Source organism: Williamsoniiplasma lucivorax ATCC 49196, from assembly GCF_000518285.1.
Taxonomy (GTDB): Bacteria; Bacillota_I; Bacilli_A; order Mycoplasmatales; family Mycoplasmataceae; genus Williamsoniiplasma; species Williamsoniiplasma lucivorax.
Genome location: NZ_JADH01000013.1, coordinates 25517 through 41097, shown reverse-complemented (window position 1 = coordinate 41097; position 15581 = coordinate 25517). Strand labels below are relative to the sequence as shown.

The 15581-nt window shown below is 30.3% G+C and carries 12 protein-coding genes; 4 read left to right on the top strand and 8 right to left on the bottom strand.

Translation table 4 applies throughout. The features are described 5' to 3' along the window. Positions 1-59 precede the first annotated feature (59 nt). A complete protein-coding gene (locus tag P695_RS0103805) occupies positions 60-1037 on the top strand; it encodes an energy-coupled thiamine transporter ThiT (RefSeq protein WP_028126928.1) in 978 nt (325 codons plus the stop codon). A 71-nt stretch (positions 1038-1108) separates the two neighbouring features. On the opposite strand, the gene P695_RS0103800 is transcribed toward P695_RS0103805, so the two are convergent. From P695_RS0103800 to P695_RS0103790, 3 genes are read right to left on the bottom strand one after another with little or no spacing between them, the layout of a single operon-like run. Further along, positions 1109-2068: a DUF1700 domain-containing protein gene (locus P695_RS0103800; RefSeq protein WP_028126927.1), complete on the bottom strand. Its 960-nt coding sequence runs from the start codon at positions 2066-2068 to the stop codon at positions 1109-1111. Positions 2069-2085: 17 nt separating this feature from the next. Beyond that, positions 2086-2664 carry a hypothetical protein gene (locus P695_RS0103795; protein WP_028126926.1) on the bottom strand — a complete coding sequence of 193 codons (579 nt, stop codon included), beginning with the start codon at positions 2662-2664 and terminating at the stop codon, positions 2086-2088. Between the two features lie 17 nt (positions 2665-2681). Next, the gene (locus P695_RS0103790; RefSeq protein WP_028126925.1) at positions 2682-3674 is read right to left on the bottom strand and encodes a J domain-containing protein; all 993 of its coding nucleotides are present in this window, start codon (positions 3672-3674) and stop codon (positions 2682-2684) included. A gap of 217 nt (positions 3675-3891) precedes the next feature. Here P695_RS0103790 and P695_RS05570 point away from each other — a divergent pair, with 217 nt between their 5' ends. The 3 genes from P695_RS05570 (at position 3892) to P695_RS0103775 (ending at position 8203) form a co-directional block, all read left to right on the top strand. Then, positions 3892-6669 (top strand): cation-translocating P-type ATPase, encoded by a 2778-nt coding sequence (locus P695_RS05570; protein WP_051437381.1) that lies wholly within the window; start codon positions 3892-3894, stop codon positions 6667-6669. Between the two features lie 206 nt (positions 6670-6875). Beyond that, positions 6876-7064 (top strand): lipoprotein, encoded by a 189-nt coding sequence (locus P695_RS06185; RefSeq protein ID WP_028126924.1) that lies wholly within the window; start codon positions 6876-6878, stop codon positions 7062-7064. After that, complete coding sequence (locus tag P695_RS0103775) at positions 7025-8203, top strand: hypothetical protein (protein WP_028126923.1); 1179 nt, start codon at positions 7025-7027, stop codon at positions 8201-8203. Before P695_RS06185 ends, P695_RS0103775 begins: the two co-directional genes overlap by 40 nt. A 347-nt stretch (positions 8204-8550) precedes the next feature. Here the strand turns inward: P695_RS0103775 and purB are convergent, their stop codons facing one another. The 5 genes from purB to metG all read right to left on the bottom strand — a co-directional run bounded on the left by purB (position 8551) and on the right by metG (position 15538). Continuing rightward, positions 8551-9849 carry an adenylosuccinate lyase gene (gene purB / locus P695_RS0103770; RefSeq protein ID WP_028126922.1) on the bottom strand — a complete coding sequence of 433 codons (1299 nt, stop codon included), beginning with the start codon at positions 9847-9849 and terminating at the stop codon, positions 8551-8553. Beyond that, positions 9842-11143, bottom strand: coding sequence for an adenylosuccinate synthase (locus P695_RS0103765; RefSeq protein ID WP_028126921.1), 1302 nt, complete (start codon positions 11141-11143; stop codon positions 9842-9844). The genes purB and P695_RS0103765 overlap by 8 nt, the downstream gene beginning before the upstream one ends. 131 nt (positions 11144-11274) lie before the next feature. Continuing rightward, complete coding sequence (mnmG, locus tag P695_RS0103760; RefSeq protein ID WP_028126920.1) at positions 11275-13164, bottom strand: tRNA uridine-5-carboxymethylaminomethyl(34) synthesis enzyme MnmG; 1890 nt, start codon at positions 13162-13164, stop codon at positions 11275-11277. 170 nt (positions 13165-13334) lie between these two features. After that, entirely contained in the window at positions 13335-13913 is a 579-nt protein-coding gene (locus tag P695_RS0103755) for a Vmc-like lipoprotein signal peptide domain-containing protein (RefSeq protein WP_028126919.1), read from the bottom strand. A 107-nt stretch (positions 13914-14020) separates the two neighbouring features. Further along, complete coding sequence (metG, locus tag P695_RS0103750) at positions 14021-15538, bottom strand: methionine--tRNA ligase (RefSeq protein WP_028126918.1); 1518 nt, start codon at positions 15536-15538, stop codon at positions 14021-14023. Positions 15539-15581 lie beyond the last annotated feature (43 nt).

The following is a 15581-nucleotide window of genomic DNA, read 5'->3' as shown; positions in this document are numbered from 1 at the left end:
ACTAGCGTAGGGAGTCTAATCAGATGTTTTTTTGTTATCTCTTTAAAGGAGATTTTTTTATGAAAATAGCATTTACAAAAATAGAAAAACCACCATTGGTTAAAATGGGTATGGGTTTTGCAATTACATTTTTTCTCATTATGTTAAGTTTACTGATTACATTTTGTTTGATGAAAATATCGTGAACAAATATTAATGATGGTGAGGTGTTTGAAAATATTAAAACGATGATGATCATGGTCTTTGCTTTAAGTTTAGCTTTTAGCATTCTGATTGCCATTAGTTGGATTCTATCTAATTTAGAAAAAATTATAGACAATAAGATGCAATTTATATTGTTAAGTATTTTGTCTTTCAATTTTGTTAACATTGGAATTTTAATTTATTTATTCCACAAAAACAAAATTGAAAATACTCGAGAAAAAATCACATGAAAAGGCATAGCTCATCGTTTTGGTTTTAGAAAATTAACAGTTTATGATGTTGTTTTATGCGGAATGTTTACAGCCCTAACCATTACTTTTGAATATGTTGGGCAGTTTTTACCACAGCTACCTAATGGTGGAGGTCTTGGTATAAGTTACCTTCCCTTAATTACCCTGGCGGTAGTTTCAACACCAATTCTAGCAATCATTGCCGGAGGTACAACCGCTTTAATTGCTTTAGCTTTTATTGGTAATAGTTATATTATTTCGGCTTGGTCATATCTTTTGGATTATTTTATCCCAATGATTATTCCGGGAATTGTTGGATTCTTTAAATTCAAAATTAATTCTGATAAAGATTATGTCAGTTATGTTAATTTCATTATTATTGGTTTCTTTACTTTCTTAGGAATTTATATTTCTCAAACATTATCAGGGTATTTTGTTTGAGTTGCTACTTTTGGTCCTAGTTGAGGAGAAAGCGGATGAGCTTATTCAATTATTTACAATGCGATTTCCGTTTGAGCATTAGCTTATCCATTTAACCAAGTGTTAATGGTACCAACTATTAAAGCCGCTAAATTAGCTAGCCGTTATAGATCTAAAAGATAAACTTGATAAGTTTAAAAAATCTATTTTACAAAATAGATTTTTTTATGAAAATTTAACCTTTTCCAAAACAACTAAATATAAAGAGTATATTTTTCTATTCCAAAAATAAAATATTTTTGTGCTCAGTTATCTGGTTCAACCTTAATTATTAAATTTTTTTCATCAAAAATATATTTGTTTTCACCAATATTATTTTTAAAGTTATGGCGTCTTACTAATGTGCCCTTTTTATATTCATTATTTATTCCGGCTCTTTCAATACTAAATGTGCTTTCACCATAAGTTGTTTCTAGTTTCAAATCCTTATTCCAATGTTCTTGGTCCAAAATTTTATTTATATTAAAAGTTTGAACATTTTTTAATTGATCACTTTTAGCATATTTAATTAAACTTTGGTTTGGGTTAACAATAAAAATTATTGCTAAGAAAGTTGCAAAAAAAGCAATTGACACACAAAATCTAATCAACCATTTCTTTCATTTTATTTTTTGCAGTTTTTTATTTCAATATGCTAATCCAAAATAATTTAATGTTTTATTGCTATATTTAAAGAGCAATTTAGCAATAAATAAAAACGAAACCAAAAGAAGGGGTGTTCCTGGAATTGTGATTCAAGTTATGGAACTAGCTTCTCAAAAATCAAAATTTAAATAAAGTAATGTAGCAACAAAAAAACTTGCCACAGGTGTAAGAACAGCTAGAATAATTAATGCTATTCCTCCTAATAAAATAAAAGGTTGCAAAAACAACGAAAATGCATTTAAAAATTTTTGTTTTTTTGTTCTAGCATCACGATTAAGACTTTCGGGATCAATATTATATTTTTTGTATAAATTTTTAACCAAAACTTCAATAGGTTTTGCATCTGATATTAGATCATTAAACTCATTACCTTCTTTAATGTTTTCTTCAAAATAATCAGAGTAGATTGAAATTATTTCTTCTTGATATTCTGGCTTTAATAAAGCAATATGTTTTTCCAAATCTCGAAGTCATTTGTTAGATTGCTTTTTGGATTTTATAATTTTCATTTTATTCCTGCTTTCTGTTAGTTTTGTTTTTTGGGTGGTAAAACAGTTATTTTAAAACTGTCCTTTAATAGCGCGGAGTCTTCATATGCTTTAATCATAATTTCATCATCCTCAGTTAATTTCTTTGGAAGGTGAAGAATTGAATAGTCTCTAGCCAATTTAGCACCTACTACTTTATTAGAAATTCATTGTTCAATTTCCTGGATTGCCTCTTCTTGGTTCATTTCACCAAAAAGTTTTATATTTCATTCAGAAATAGATATTCTTCTATCTTGTTTTTTCACAAAAATAACCGCATGACCTTCTAATCATTTTGATTTTGGAGTTGCAATCACATGTATTTTTTCATATTCGGCAGTGACTTCACTTCCTTCAATTGTGTAATCATTCTTAAATAAGGCTCTTGGTTCAATTGCATCAATGGCTTTTGTAATTAAAGTTTGTACAGCATTTAATAACATTCCATGCTCAATCTCAACAAATAAATTATCAATTGTTTTTTTATTGCTGGTTTGGGGTTCATTACAAGCAACAACCGTGCTTGTGAGCATCGGTATAATTGTGATGCCAGACAATATCATGAGTGTTTTTTTCATTTTATAAATATCTCCATTTACTCTTTATTTTTTTCGTTTTGTTTATGCTCAATAAGAAAATCACAAGCATTATTTATTTCGGTCATCCTTTCATTTGTGTTGACTTGCAAATTTTTATCAGGATGATGTTGTTTTGCCATTTTTCTACGAAGTGCTTTAATTTGTGGAACTGAAATGTTTATATTTGGATCAATCCCCAACAATTCATATGCTTCAAATATTGGATCTTGGTTTTCTTCCCTTCACTTGATATATCCCTCAATCCATTCAGATGAGCTGCGGTGTGAAACATTCAATTTTGAATCATCATCACTAAACCCAATATGCCAAAAACTTCATTCTGGAACATCATCAGGTCATGTGTTAGTGCCAAAAAATAATTTAGCAGGATTTAGTTCATAATTTACACAAGGACGATCAAGATCTTCCCAAATTTCTCAAAAATCTATTTTATCAAAATTTAAAGAATACAAAAATTCTAATTGTTCATAACTATAATATCCTGTTTCATCATAAAATTTGGATTTATCTATTTTTGTGTCTCATTTCCAAATGTTTTCACTAGATTTTGATGCTTTTGCAAATAAATTTTTTGTGCTCATTATTTCAGGATCAAGTCCACTGGGGATTATTTCAGTTGTGAGCGGAAGTGGGTAAGCTCTACCATATTTATCCCACCCCAATATTAAAATTTCTCTTGTTCCTTCAGGAGCTGGTCCAGCAACAAATTCTTCTTCTCCACTTTTAACATCCACATATTTTGTCTTGGACTGATTTTTTCATTTATAAAAAATATCAATCAAAGGAGATGAAGAAGAAGATGTTGGTTCACCATAAAACTTACGAAGCACATGATTCTCACGAATCTTATATATAATTCAACCAATTATAACGATCCCAATTAAACAAGCTAAACCAATACCTATTCACATTAAAATATGCCCAAAATTTACGACTAATGAATAAATAACAACAACAAAAATAAGAAATCCAATAATTGATTCAACCATTTTAATAACTCCCTTAAATTCTTTAATAGAATCATCGATAGAAAAATAATTTCTATAATTAAATTATAATATTAAAATTATTTTTTGATATAAAAAATAAAACCTCCCAATTTGCTACTTCATTTGTTATTTAGCATATCTTTCAAATTCTCAACTTTGTCTAAAAAATTATTTATAATATATCTTACAACTTGATGTTGTAAGAGGTAGATTTAATATGAACCAAAATATTAGTGACACAAATTCAAAAAAAATTATTGAAACTGATAGAAAATGATATCAGCTTTCAGATAAAAAAATTGCAAAAATTTATAAAACTAATTTGAGTATCGGCTTAACCGAACAAGAAGCTACTGAGCGTTTAAAAAAATATGGCCCAAATTGCTTACCTTCTTCAAAAAAACCAAATATTTTTGTAATTTTTTTGAAAACTTTCTTAGATCCATTATGTATTATCATGGCTTTAGCTGGTTTAATTACAATTATTGCCGGGATCATTAATCAAGAAATGTCAATTCCTGATGTGGCTGGATTATGTATTATTGGCTTAATCATCATCACCAATTCCTTGATTTCAACTTATCAGGAAATTAAATCAATGAACTATATTTCTTCTTTGGGAAACAAAGAAGAAATCTTAATTTCAGTTTTAAGAGATGGTGTAATTAAACAAGTTAATGTCGAATTTTTAGTGCCCGGAGATGTTGTTTATTCCAAACTTGGAGAATTTATTCCAGCAGATTTACGCATTGTTGATCAATCAGTTTTAAAAATTGATGAGTCATCATTAACTGGTGAATCTGAACCAGTAGAAAAAAGTGCTGAAGTCATTAAAGAAGATAACCTTGTGATTTCTGATCAAAAAAATATTGCTTTTATGTCAACAATGATTTTAGAAGGAAAATTGGTTGGCTTAGTTTTAAACACGGGATTAGATTCAGAAATTGGCAAAATTGCTTCTAAAATTACCACTCATAAAACTAATCGCACACCTTTAGAAAAGAAAATTAAAGCTTTAACAATTCGGATTGGGATTATTGCCCTTATTTTTGGAGCCCTTTTACTAGCCTTTTCTTTGTTTATTCGAGATGAATTACCTGTTGCCTTGCAAGCTTGAAATACTTTACTTTTATTAGCTGTCTCAGCAGCAATTAGTGTTATTCCTGAATCACTTACAATTATTGTTAAGTTGTGTATGATGATTGCTACTAAAAAAATGGATAAAAATAATGTGCAAGTTAAAAATCCAAAATCAATTGAAACACTGGGGAATGTCAATGTGATTTGTTCTGATAAAACCGGCACTTTAACACAAAACAAAATGCATGTTGACCAATTTTTTGTTGACTTTAAATACCACCCCAATCCAAGTCAAATTACGAAAAATAAACATTTTTTAACTGCTTTTGCTTTATGTAATGATGCCATCACCAATCCTGATAACCAAATTCTTGGTGGGGCGACTGAAGTTGCTATTGTTAAATTTTTAGAGCAACAAAAAATAAATTATTTAAATCTGAAAAAACTTTATCCCCGAGTGGACGAAATTCCTTTTGATTCAAAACGCAAAATGATGACAACTGTGCATAAAAATAAAAATCATTTTACTTCATATACTAAAGGAGCTTTTGATTATTTATTAGCCAATTCCACACAAAAAATTATTGATGGAGAAATTTCAGCTTTAACCGCTGAAGACCGCACCACCATCGAAAATCAAGCTTTTGAATTTGCGAGAAAAGGAATGCGAGTTTTAGGGATTGCTTTTAAAAATTTAAAATCTCTTGATGATGAATATGAGAATGATTTAATTTTTATTGGTGCTGTAGCCATTATTGACCCACCACGTCCAGAGGTTAAAGAAGCAATCAAAACCGCTAATGATGCTGGAGTGAGGGTGGTGATGATTACTGGTGATCACAAAATTACAGCCCAAGAGATTGCTCAAAGATTAGGGATTTACACTGAAAAATATAACCAAGTGATCACTGGAGCTGAAATCGACACTCTTTCTCAAGAAGAGTTATCAGAAAAAATTAAAAGCACGAATGTTTTTGCACGAGTAAGTCCTGAACACAAAGCAGTGATTGTTAAACTCTTACAAGAACAAAAAAATATTGTCGCGATGACTGGGGATGGAATTAATGATACCCCAAGTATTGTTAAAGCTGATGTTGGAATTGCGATGGGAATTAGTGGTACTGAAGTTACTAGAGAAGTTAGTGATGTTATTTTAAAAGATGATAACTTTAAAAGTATTGTTTATGGAGTGCGAGCCGGGAGAAATGTGTATGAAAAAATTAAGTACTCCATTTCATTTTTAATTGCCGCTAACATTAGCCAGGTCTTAACCATCCTTTTTATTTTATTAGTCAATAAAGGGGTTGCTTTAAATTCGGTTAACATTTTATTCCACATCTTTGTCATTGAAACAATTGTAGCCATTCCAATTGGGATGGGTTATGACCGCAAAGGTGTGATGTGAAATCCACCCCCATCACACAAAAAAGAATCACTACTTAAAGGGATTAAAATGCAAATTATTATTACTACTACTTTGAGTTCACTGTTTGCAATTTTAAATTATGAATTTGCTAAATTTTTTACTGATAATGATATCTTAGCGCAAGAGTTTGGTAAAACTGGAGTTTATATTTCTATTATGTTTGCCCCTATTGTTTATTCATTTTTATACAATAATTTCTTTTTACCAATTAACCAAAAAGGTCTCTTGATCAAAAAGAAAGAAAAATTTATTCTAAATAAACGTTTACTGATTTTTTCTTTTTTAGCTTTATTTTTAGCAATCATTACTTTAGTTCCGGTTGAACAAATTAATAAGTTTTTTGATTTTAGTACTATTGGACTACCCGCCGGATTAATTGCCATTTTTGTCACCAACACGATTTTAACCATTCTCTCAATTTGATTAACTTACCAAGGATACATCAAAGTTAAAAATTGGTGATGGAATAAAAAGAGCCATGAAAAATAAATTTTCATTTCCTTTATTTTAATTTTTTAAACCCCCTTCCCAAATTGAAAATTTTCTTCAATTTCAGAAGGGGTTTTTTAAATAAACATCGAGATTTTGTCTATTTTAAGGACAAAAAAAGCGCTCTCACTAGCCAGGATTTACTTCTAACAAAAAAGTAGAAAATGTAGAATAGAGTTGTGGTAATAACACAAATGGAGGTAAAAATGAAAAATTTATTAACATTGTTAGGTTGTATTGGTTTGGTGGCAACAACAGCTACAACTGCTGTTGTTGCCACAAAAATGACCAAGAATCATCAGGGGCAATTAGCATTTCTGATATTCATATTGGTGATAAAGAAGTTGGCTTTAATATGAAAAGCTTGCAACAAGAAGTTCATAGCAAAATTATAGGCAAAATACCTGATGTAGAATTTGGGAAAGACTACACTATTGAAGGTGATACTAAACAAGCAGGACACATTATTGTTAAAGCAACAAAAGATTCAAAATGATTAGTTGACCAGTTTGAAATTAACATTGTTAAAGATGCGGGCAAGCATGTAGAAACTGCGAAAAAAAGTTTGCAAAAAATAAAATCAGAAGATGTTAGAGTTGAGTATAATATGGAACTTGTAAAAAATAAGATTTTGCTTGATGTTTATAAAATAGCACCGGAAGCAAAACTTGGTATAGACTTTGTCATTCAAGGTGATACAAAAGAGGTTGGAAAAATTGTGGTGAAGGCAGTTAGTTCTTCTAAAATATTAAAAGATCAATTTGAAATTAAGGTTATTTCATTATCAAGTAAAATAGTTAAGGAAAGTTTAAAACAAATCAAATTTACACCAGATCTTCGTATTGGGGCTGATATGAAACAAGTAAGGGCAAAAATTTTGGATAAAATTCATGAAATTGCACCCGAAGCAAAACTTAATGAAGATTTTGAAATTAAAGGTGACACTAAAAAAGAGGGTGGAATTTTAGTAAAAGCTAAACCTAATTCTAAGTTCATTAAAGATAGTTTTAAAATTAAAGTTGTTAAACCAAAAAGTTGAATTGAAAAAATTAATATTTCACATAAAATTGATATAAATCAGGTTAAAGTTGAGGATGATCTGGAACAAATCGAAGCTGATGTTATGGATGCAATTTATGCATTAGCACCAGATGCACAACTTAATCGAGACTATTGGATTTCTGGAAACACTAAAAATAAGGGAAGCATTCAAGTCCAAACACAAGAATCATCAAAATGACTTGAAGGTTCAAAAACTATTGCTGTTGTTTCTAGAAACATTTCGATACCAATTGATAAAAGAGTAACTATTAGAAAATTACACATTCGTACTTTTCCAATAAAAACTAAGATCGAAAACATATACTCTTGAGTTGAAGAGGAAATTCATACAGTAGCACCAGAAGCCAAAAAAGATATTGACTATCAAGTTATCGGGAGTACAAGAAAACCGGGTATAATTATGGTTCGATCATTACCGAACTCCCAATTAATTAAAAACAGTTTCCAAATTCCAATTCTTGATGTACATTAACAAGAGAAATGTTAGAAAGAATTTTGAACAATAAGTTTTTATTAAATAAATGATAATCAAAAACAACACTTTAATTAATTAAAGTGTTGTTTAATAAATATCCAAGAACAACTATTAGTGGTTGCCTTGCAAGAGGTAATAGCACAGCACTAACCATTCGCTATCTTAACCCTGAACACAACAATGGTGTTCTTCACCCGAACTTCCCGAGTATGTCTGGGACATTCTAAGCATCCCGACTCATATTTATTATACAACACAATTTATATTTTAATAATAAATGTTGTTTTTGATTACTAAATCCATTTTGGTTGGTAATACTATCAACGAAATAAATTAATAAAAGCTTATTTCTGATTAAAAACTCTTTTAAAAATTTGTTTGGTTTGACGATTGAAAAATTGCTTATCAAACAAAGTATCAAATTCTTGTTTAGAAATGAAATTCAAAATATCATTATTCAATAAAACTTCTTTTAAGTCTGTTTTTTCAACCATTGAAATAGTTGTACATTTTTGAATTAAATCATAAACTTCTTCACGAGTAACTAAAGCATTATGCATAATAATGTAAGTTAAAACACGTTGCGAAAAATAAATATTATGAGCTTCATCAATATGTTTTTGGATTTGGACTTTATTAATTTGAAGATTTTGTAATGTATCATTCATTCTTCTTAATGCATAAACTAGAGTATTGAAAATGTCAGGAAACATAATTCTTTCATTTGATGAGTGTGAGATATCTCTCTCATGTCATAAGTTATTATTCTCAAAAGCCAGATTTGTGAATGCACGAATAAATCTTGATAATCCTGCAATATTTTCAGAACTAATCGGGTTCTTTTTGTGGGGCATCGAACTACTTCCTTTTTGCCCAGCACTAAATCCTTCGGCTAATTCATTAACATCACTACGTTGAAATAACCTAATTTCTGTGGCAATTTTTTCTAAAGTTGAGGCCAGATTACCAAACACAGAAATTAGAAAAGCGTGACGATCACGTTGAGTAACTTGGGTTGATAAACTATCAACCCCCATTTTCATTTTCTTGGCCACAAAGCTTTCGACTGCTAATTCTAAATTGGCATAGTTCCCCATTGAACCTGATATTTTCACTAGTTCAATATCTTTTCTTGCTAGCTCTAAACGTTTGATTTGACGATTAATTTCTTCATACCATAAAGCAAATTTTAAACCTAATGATGTTGGTTCTCCATACATCCCATGAGTGCGCCCCATGATCAAAATTTTTTCATTTTTTAAAGCTAATGACTTTAAGGTTTTTAATAAATTTTTCAATTCTTGTTCAACAATAACATTAGAATTTTTGATTAAAAAATTTTGTGCCGTATCAACAATATCTGTTGATGTCACACCCAAATGAATTCATTTGCTTTCGTGGCCAATTTGTTCACCAAGCATTCTTGTAAAAGCCACAACATCATGTTTAGTTTCTTGTTCAATGACCAACATTCTTGGTAAATCAACTTTTAGTTGACTTAAAGCGGCTAAATCTTTTTGCGGAACAACTTTTAATGATGCTCATGCTTCAACAATATATTTTTCAACATCTAATCAAACTTGGTATTTGTTTTCATCAGTTCAAATTTTTTCAATATCTGCAACAGCATAACGACTAATCATCAAATTCACCTTTTAATAAAATTGTTTGTTCACGATCTGGTCCAACTGAAAACCCTAAGAATTTTGCTCCTGAGTGTTCAGCAATTGCTTTCATATAGTTTTTGGCATTAGTTGGTAATTCATCATATGAACGCACTTTGGTAATATCTTCATTTCATCCAGGCAGCTCAATATAAATTGGTTTACATCTTTGTAATTCTTGATCACTAATCGGCATGGTGGTAATTGTTTTGCCATCAAGTTCATAAGCCACACAAATTTTTAAAGTTTCTTCAGCATCTAAAACATCAAATAAAGTTAAGAATAATTCGTCAATCCCCCCAACTCTTACAGCGTATTTCATTGCCACTGCATCAAATCAACCAACACGACGTGGACGTCCAGTGTTTGAACCATATTCTCTTCCACGTTCACGGATACGGTTACCAATTTCATTAACTAATTCAGTCGGCATCCCCCCGGTTCCCACACGCGTGTTGTAAGCTTTTGCCACCCCAACAATTTTTTGAATATGTTTATAGTGAACACCACTTCCAATTGAAGCGTTGTTTCCACTAGTATTTGAACTTGTTACAAAAGGATAAGTTCCATGATCAATATCTAAAAGCACCCCTTGTGCTCCTTCAAATAACACAAAATTATTGGCTTCAATTGCATTAGCGACCATTTCTCCAGTATCTAAAACATTGTTTTTAACAACTTCAAAATTAGTCATTAAATTATTATAAATTTCCTCAAATGTAAATTGGACATCTGAGTTATACAAGTTTTTTAAGATTAGGTTATGATAATCAACTGCTTCTTTTAAAATCTCTTTAAAATTTGGCAGTAATAAATCATAAACTCTAATTCCACAACGAGATGCTTTATCAGCATATGTTGGACCGATACCACGTTTAGTGGTTCCAATTTTATTATCTTTTCGTTGCTCTTCTTGCATTTCATCGATTTTTAAATTATAAGGCAAAATCAAATGTGCTCTTCCCGAGATAAATAAGTTTGATGTATCAATACCAGCTTGTTTTAAACCAGTTAGTTCGCTGACTAATTTCTCTAAATTAACAACTGTTCCATTCCCAATGATATTTTTAACATTCTTGTTAAAAATTCCTGATGGAACAATGGTGACTTTATAACGTTTACCACCAAATTCGATCATGTGTCCAGCATTATCACCGCCAGCATAACGCACAACCATTTCCGCTTTTTGGGCAAAATAATCAGTAATCTTACCTTTACCTTCATCTCCTCATTGTGTACCCACCACAACAATAGTTTTAAAATTTCTTTTCATATATATATCCTTTAATTACTTTGTAATTATACCAATTAAATATTTTTTATGATTTACAAAATAAAAAAGTTGTTGGTTTTTGCAATAAAAAAACCAAATCACTAGCATCATTTTTTATGCTAGTGATTTGGTTAATTATTTTGGTTATCTTTAGCGTATTGTGATTTCAAATAGAATAATAACATTTGAATATCGGCTGGATTAACCCCAGTGATTCTCGAAGCTTGCCCAATGTTTAGCGGACAAACTTTTTTTAATTTTTGGCGAGCTTCAGTTGCCAGATTGGCCACATGATCATAATTTAAATCAGTTGGAATTTGTTTCTTTTCTAATTTATTGAAACGTTCAACTTGTTCAAGCTCTTTTTTGACATAACCTTCAAATCGCGAATTAATTGTAATTGATTGAACTTGGTTCACTCTTAAATTTTGCATGCTTGGAATAAAAGGAATTAATTCATCAACTGGAATGTTTGGCATTTTGATTAATTCATATCCAGAATATCCTTGTTTTAATTTGATGTTATATTTAGTATCTAAAATTTCAGCCAGTGGAGATTTGGGGGTAAATCTCATGGTTTTTAATTCTTCCAAAGCATTTTCATTTTCTTGTAAATAGTTTAAATATTCATTTCATTCGGCATCTTGAATTAAACCAATATCACGACCATATTGTTTTAAACGTTGTTCAGCATTATCATTTCTTAACAATAAGCGGTGTTCAGCACGACTAGTTAATAAACGGTATGGTTCTCAAACACCTTTGTTAATTAAATCATCAATCATGACACCAATATAAGCTTCATCCCTTCTTAAAATTAATGGTTCTAGATGATCAACTTTACGAGCAGCATTAATCCCAGCGATCAACCCTTGACCGGCAGCTTCTTCATATCCACTAGTTCCATTAATTTGTCCGGCTGTAAATAAATTATTAATTTGATGCAGTTCTAAACTTGGTTTTAATTGCATTGGATCAATACAATCATATTCAATAGCATAAGATCAATGCTTAACTCGCATGTTGGCAAAACCTGGTAAGCTTTTTAACATTTTTTCTTGAACATCAATCGGCATTGATGTTGAAAAACCTTGAATATATCAAGTGTCTAAATTTTTTGATTCTGGTTCAATAAAAATTTGGTGTCGGTCTTTGTTGGCGAATCTCACAATTTTATCTTCAAAACTAGGGCAATATCTCGGTCCAATTGATTCCACATCACCAGCATACATTGCTGATTTATGTAAGTTTTCTTCGATGATTTTTTTAGTTTCTAAAGTTGTGTGAATTAAATAACACATCTCTTGTTCTGCAATAGGGGTAAAAGTTTTGGTTGAAAAACTAAATGCTAATTTAGCATCAGTCCCTGGTTCTGGTTGGGCTTGCGAAACATCAACAGAATCTTTATAAATACGAGCTGGTGTGCCTGTTTTGAAACGAAATAAATCAATCCCTAATCTTTTTAAACTACCACTAATACCTTTAGTAGTCATCTCACCATTTGGTCCAGATTCAGTTTTTTCATTCCCTTGTAAAATCAATGATTTTAAATATGTTCCTGTTGTTAACACCACAGTTTTAGCATGAATAATTGTTTCATCAGCCAATTGGACACCAATAATTGTGTTGTTTTCAACAATTAAATCTTGAGCAACACCAACAATCAAATCAAGGTTAGCTTGATTTTGAATTTTGTTAATCATGTATTTTGAATACTCTTCTTTATCAGATTGCACCCTTAGTGCTCAAACCCCGGGTCCTCTCGATGAATTTAATAATTTGGTTTGCAGCGCAGTTGCATCAGCAGCTTTAGCCATTTCTCCACCTAATGCATCAATTTCACGCACCACAATCCCTTTAGCAGGCCCCCCCACACTGGGATTACATGGCATCAAAGCAATTTTGTCTGTATATAAATTAATTAATCCTGTTTTTTTATTTAAACGAGCAGAAGCTAGCGCAGCTTCAACTCCAGCATGTCCGGCTCCAATAACCAAAACATCATAGTTTGTTTGTTTCATATATTAAACTTCCTTTTAAAAATTAAGTTCGGCATATCTTTGACATATACTAATTAGTTTTGTTATCATTCTTTGACAATAAATAACTATCTTTAGTTTATACTTTTTTCTAAAATGTTCAAATAAAAAACGCAAACAAAAGTTTGTGTTTTCCAAAAAATAATTAATTATTATTTGCTGACTTTGAAAGTAACTGTGATAAATGCATCAGCATCAGCATATGCTTGAACTATCGCTCTATCGTGATTAATGTTAGTGATTACAAAGTCACCATGTTTAATTGGATTATTTGGATTAGCTTCTTTATTTATATCAATGATTTTATTTTCAATAGTTGTGTAACTATTATTTGGAATGGTTCCTAAATCAGTTTTCACAATCAAATTTTCTAGCACTTGAAATTCGACTATAATTTCACCACTATAACCTTTGAATTGACTAATTTTAGCTGATGTTAAAGTTCATTTTGAAACCATGAAGTCATCTCGTTCAAATCCTAAATCTTTATTTTTATTATAAAATTTGTCCCTGATAACTTGTTGATTGTTATTTTCTAAAACCCCTAATTGTAATCGCTCACCCGTCACAACTGTGTTAATATTTTTTAAATTATTTAGTTGATCTTGAGCTTCTTCTGCTAATGTATCACTACGATCTTTCGGAGGAATGCGATTAGTACATGCTGTCAATGTAGATGCACTCAAAACCATTATTCCAACACTTCCAAATATTGTTAATAACTTTTTCATAAAAATTCCTTAAAGAGTTAAAACTCTTACAATTATTTTATTTATTTTGTTTATTCTAATCAAGCATTTTTACTATTTTTAAAAAAGTATATAAAATCCTAAAAAAATTATTTTAATCTTTGATAAATGATTTTTTTGTCTCCTAATTTTTTAAATTTAATTGTTTTAAATGTTTTTAACTCAGCAAAACTAAATTCAACATTTGTTAATCCAACTTGTTCAGTCATTAACTCGTAGTTCTTAACTAAAACTGGTTTTAATAAATAAACAATAATTGCCAGCGTTCTTTGTAATGTGGCCATGACCATTTCCAGCTCTTTTGTTTTACCAAGTTTTTCTAGATTTCATGGTTCTTGGACTTCAATAAATTTATTAGCAGCAGCCCCAAGATCTAAAACAACTCGCATTGCTTCACTAATTTTATACTGGTCCATTAATTCAATATATTTATCAATTGTTTGATGTCCTAGTGTAATTAAATCAAAATCAACATTCTGGACATCTTGAATTTGACCAGCAAAATATTTGGTAATCATATTATTCACACGGCTAATTAAATTCCCGACATTGTTCGCTAAATGGGCATTAAAACTTTCTACAAATAATTCATTAGTAAAATTACCATCACGATCAGTTGGTAATTCATAAGCAATATAAAATCTTAAAGCATCAGCACCATATTGTTCAATATATTGAATTGGGTCCACAACATTTCCTAAAGTTTTACTCATCTTTGTATCTTTATTCAAGATTCATCCATGAGCTAATAAGTGGTTGGGAATTCTTAAATCTAAAGCTTGTAAAATTATTGGTCAGTAAATAGCATGAAAACGGACAATTTCTTTTCCAGCTAATTGTAAAATTTCACTATCTTCTGCTCAAAACTTTTTAAAGTTAGCATCATCATTTTGCAAATATCCTAAAGCAGTAATATAGTTGGTTAGGGCATCTAATCAAACGTAAACAATATGTTCTGGATCTTCATTAATCGGAATCCCTCATTTAAACGAAACTCTTGTCACTGATAAATCCTGAATCCCTGGTTCCACAAAGTTTTTTAACATTTCAGTACGACGATATTCAGGAATTAAGAAATCTGTTTTTAACAATTCTTCAATAAAATTTTGGAATTTGCTTGTTCTTAAAAAATAAGTATTCTCTTGAACTGTTTGTGGTTTATCATTAGAAATTTTGCAAATTCCATTTTCAATTTGGTCGGGAGATAAAAATTCTTCACAACTCACACAATACAATCCTTCATAAAAACCTTTGTAAATTAAATCTTTTTCAACAAGTGTTGAAAAAATTTTTTTGACAGTTTCTTTGTGATAATCATCAGTCGTACGAATAAATTTATCGAATTTAATATCTAGTTTTTCTCACAATTCATTAAAGTTGGTAATGATTCCATCAAGATATTGTTTTGGTTCTAATCCTGCTTCCTTGGCTTTTTTTTCAATTTTCTGACCATGTTCATCACTTCCGGTTAAAAAAAATGTTTGATAGCCTTGCATTTGTTTATATCTTGTTAAAATGTCAGCAAGGGTTGTTGTGTAAGCATGTCCAATGTGCAACTTACCGCTTGGGTAATAAATTGGTGTGGTTACATAAAATTTTTTTGGCATATATGATACCTCTTTCTTGGAATATTCTACTATAAAAAATGAA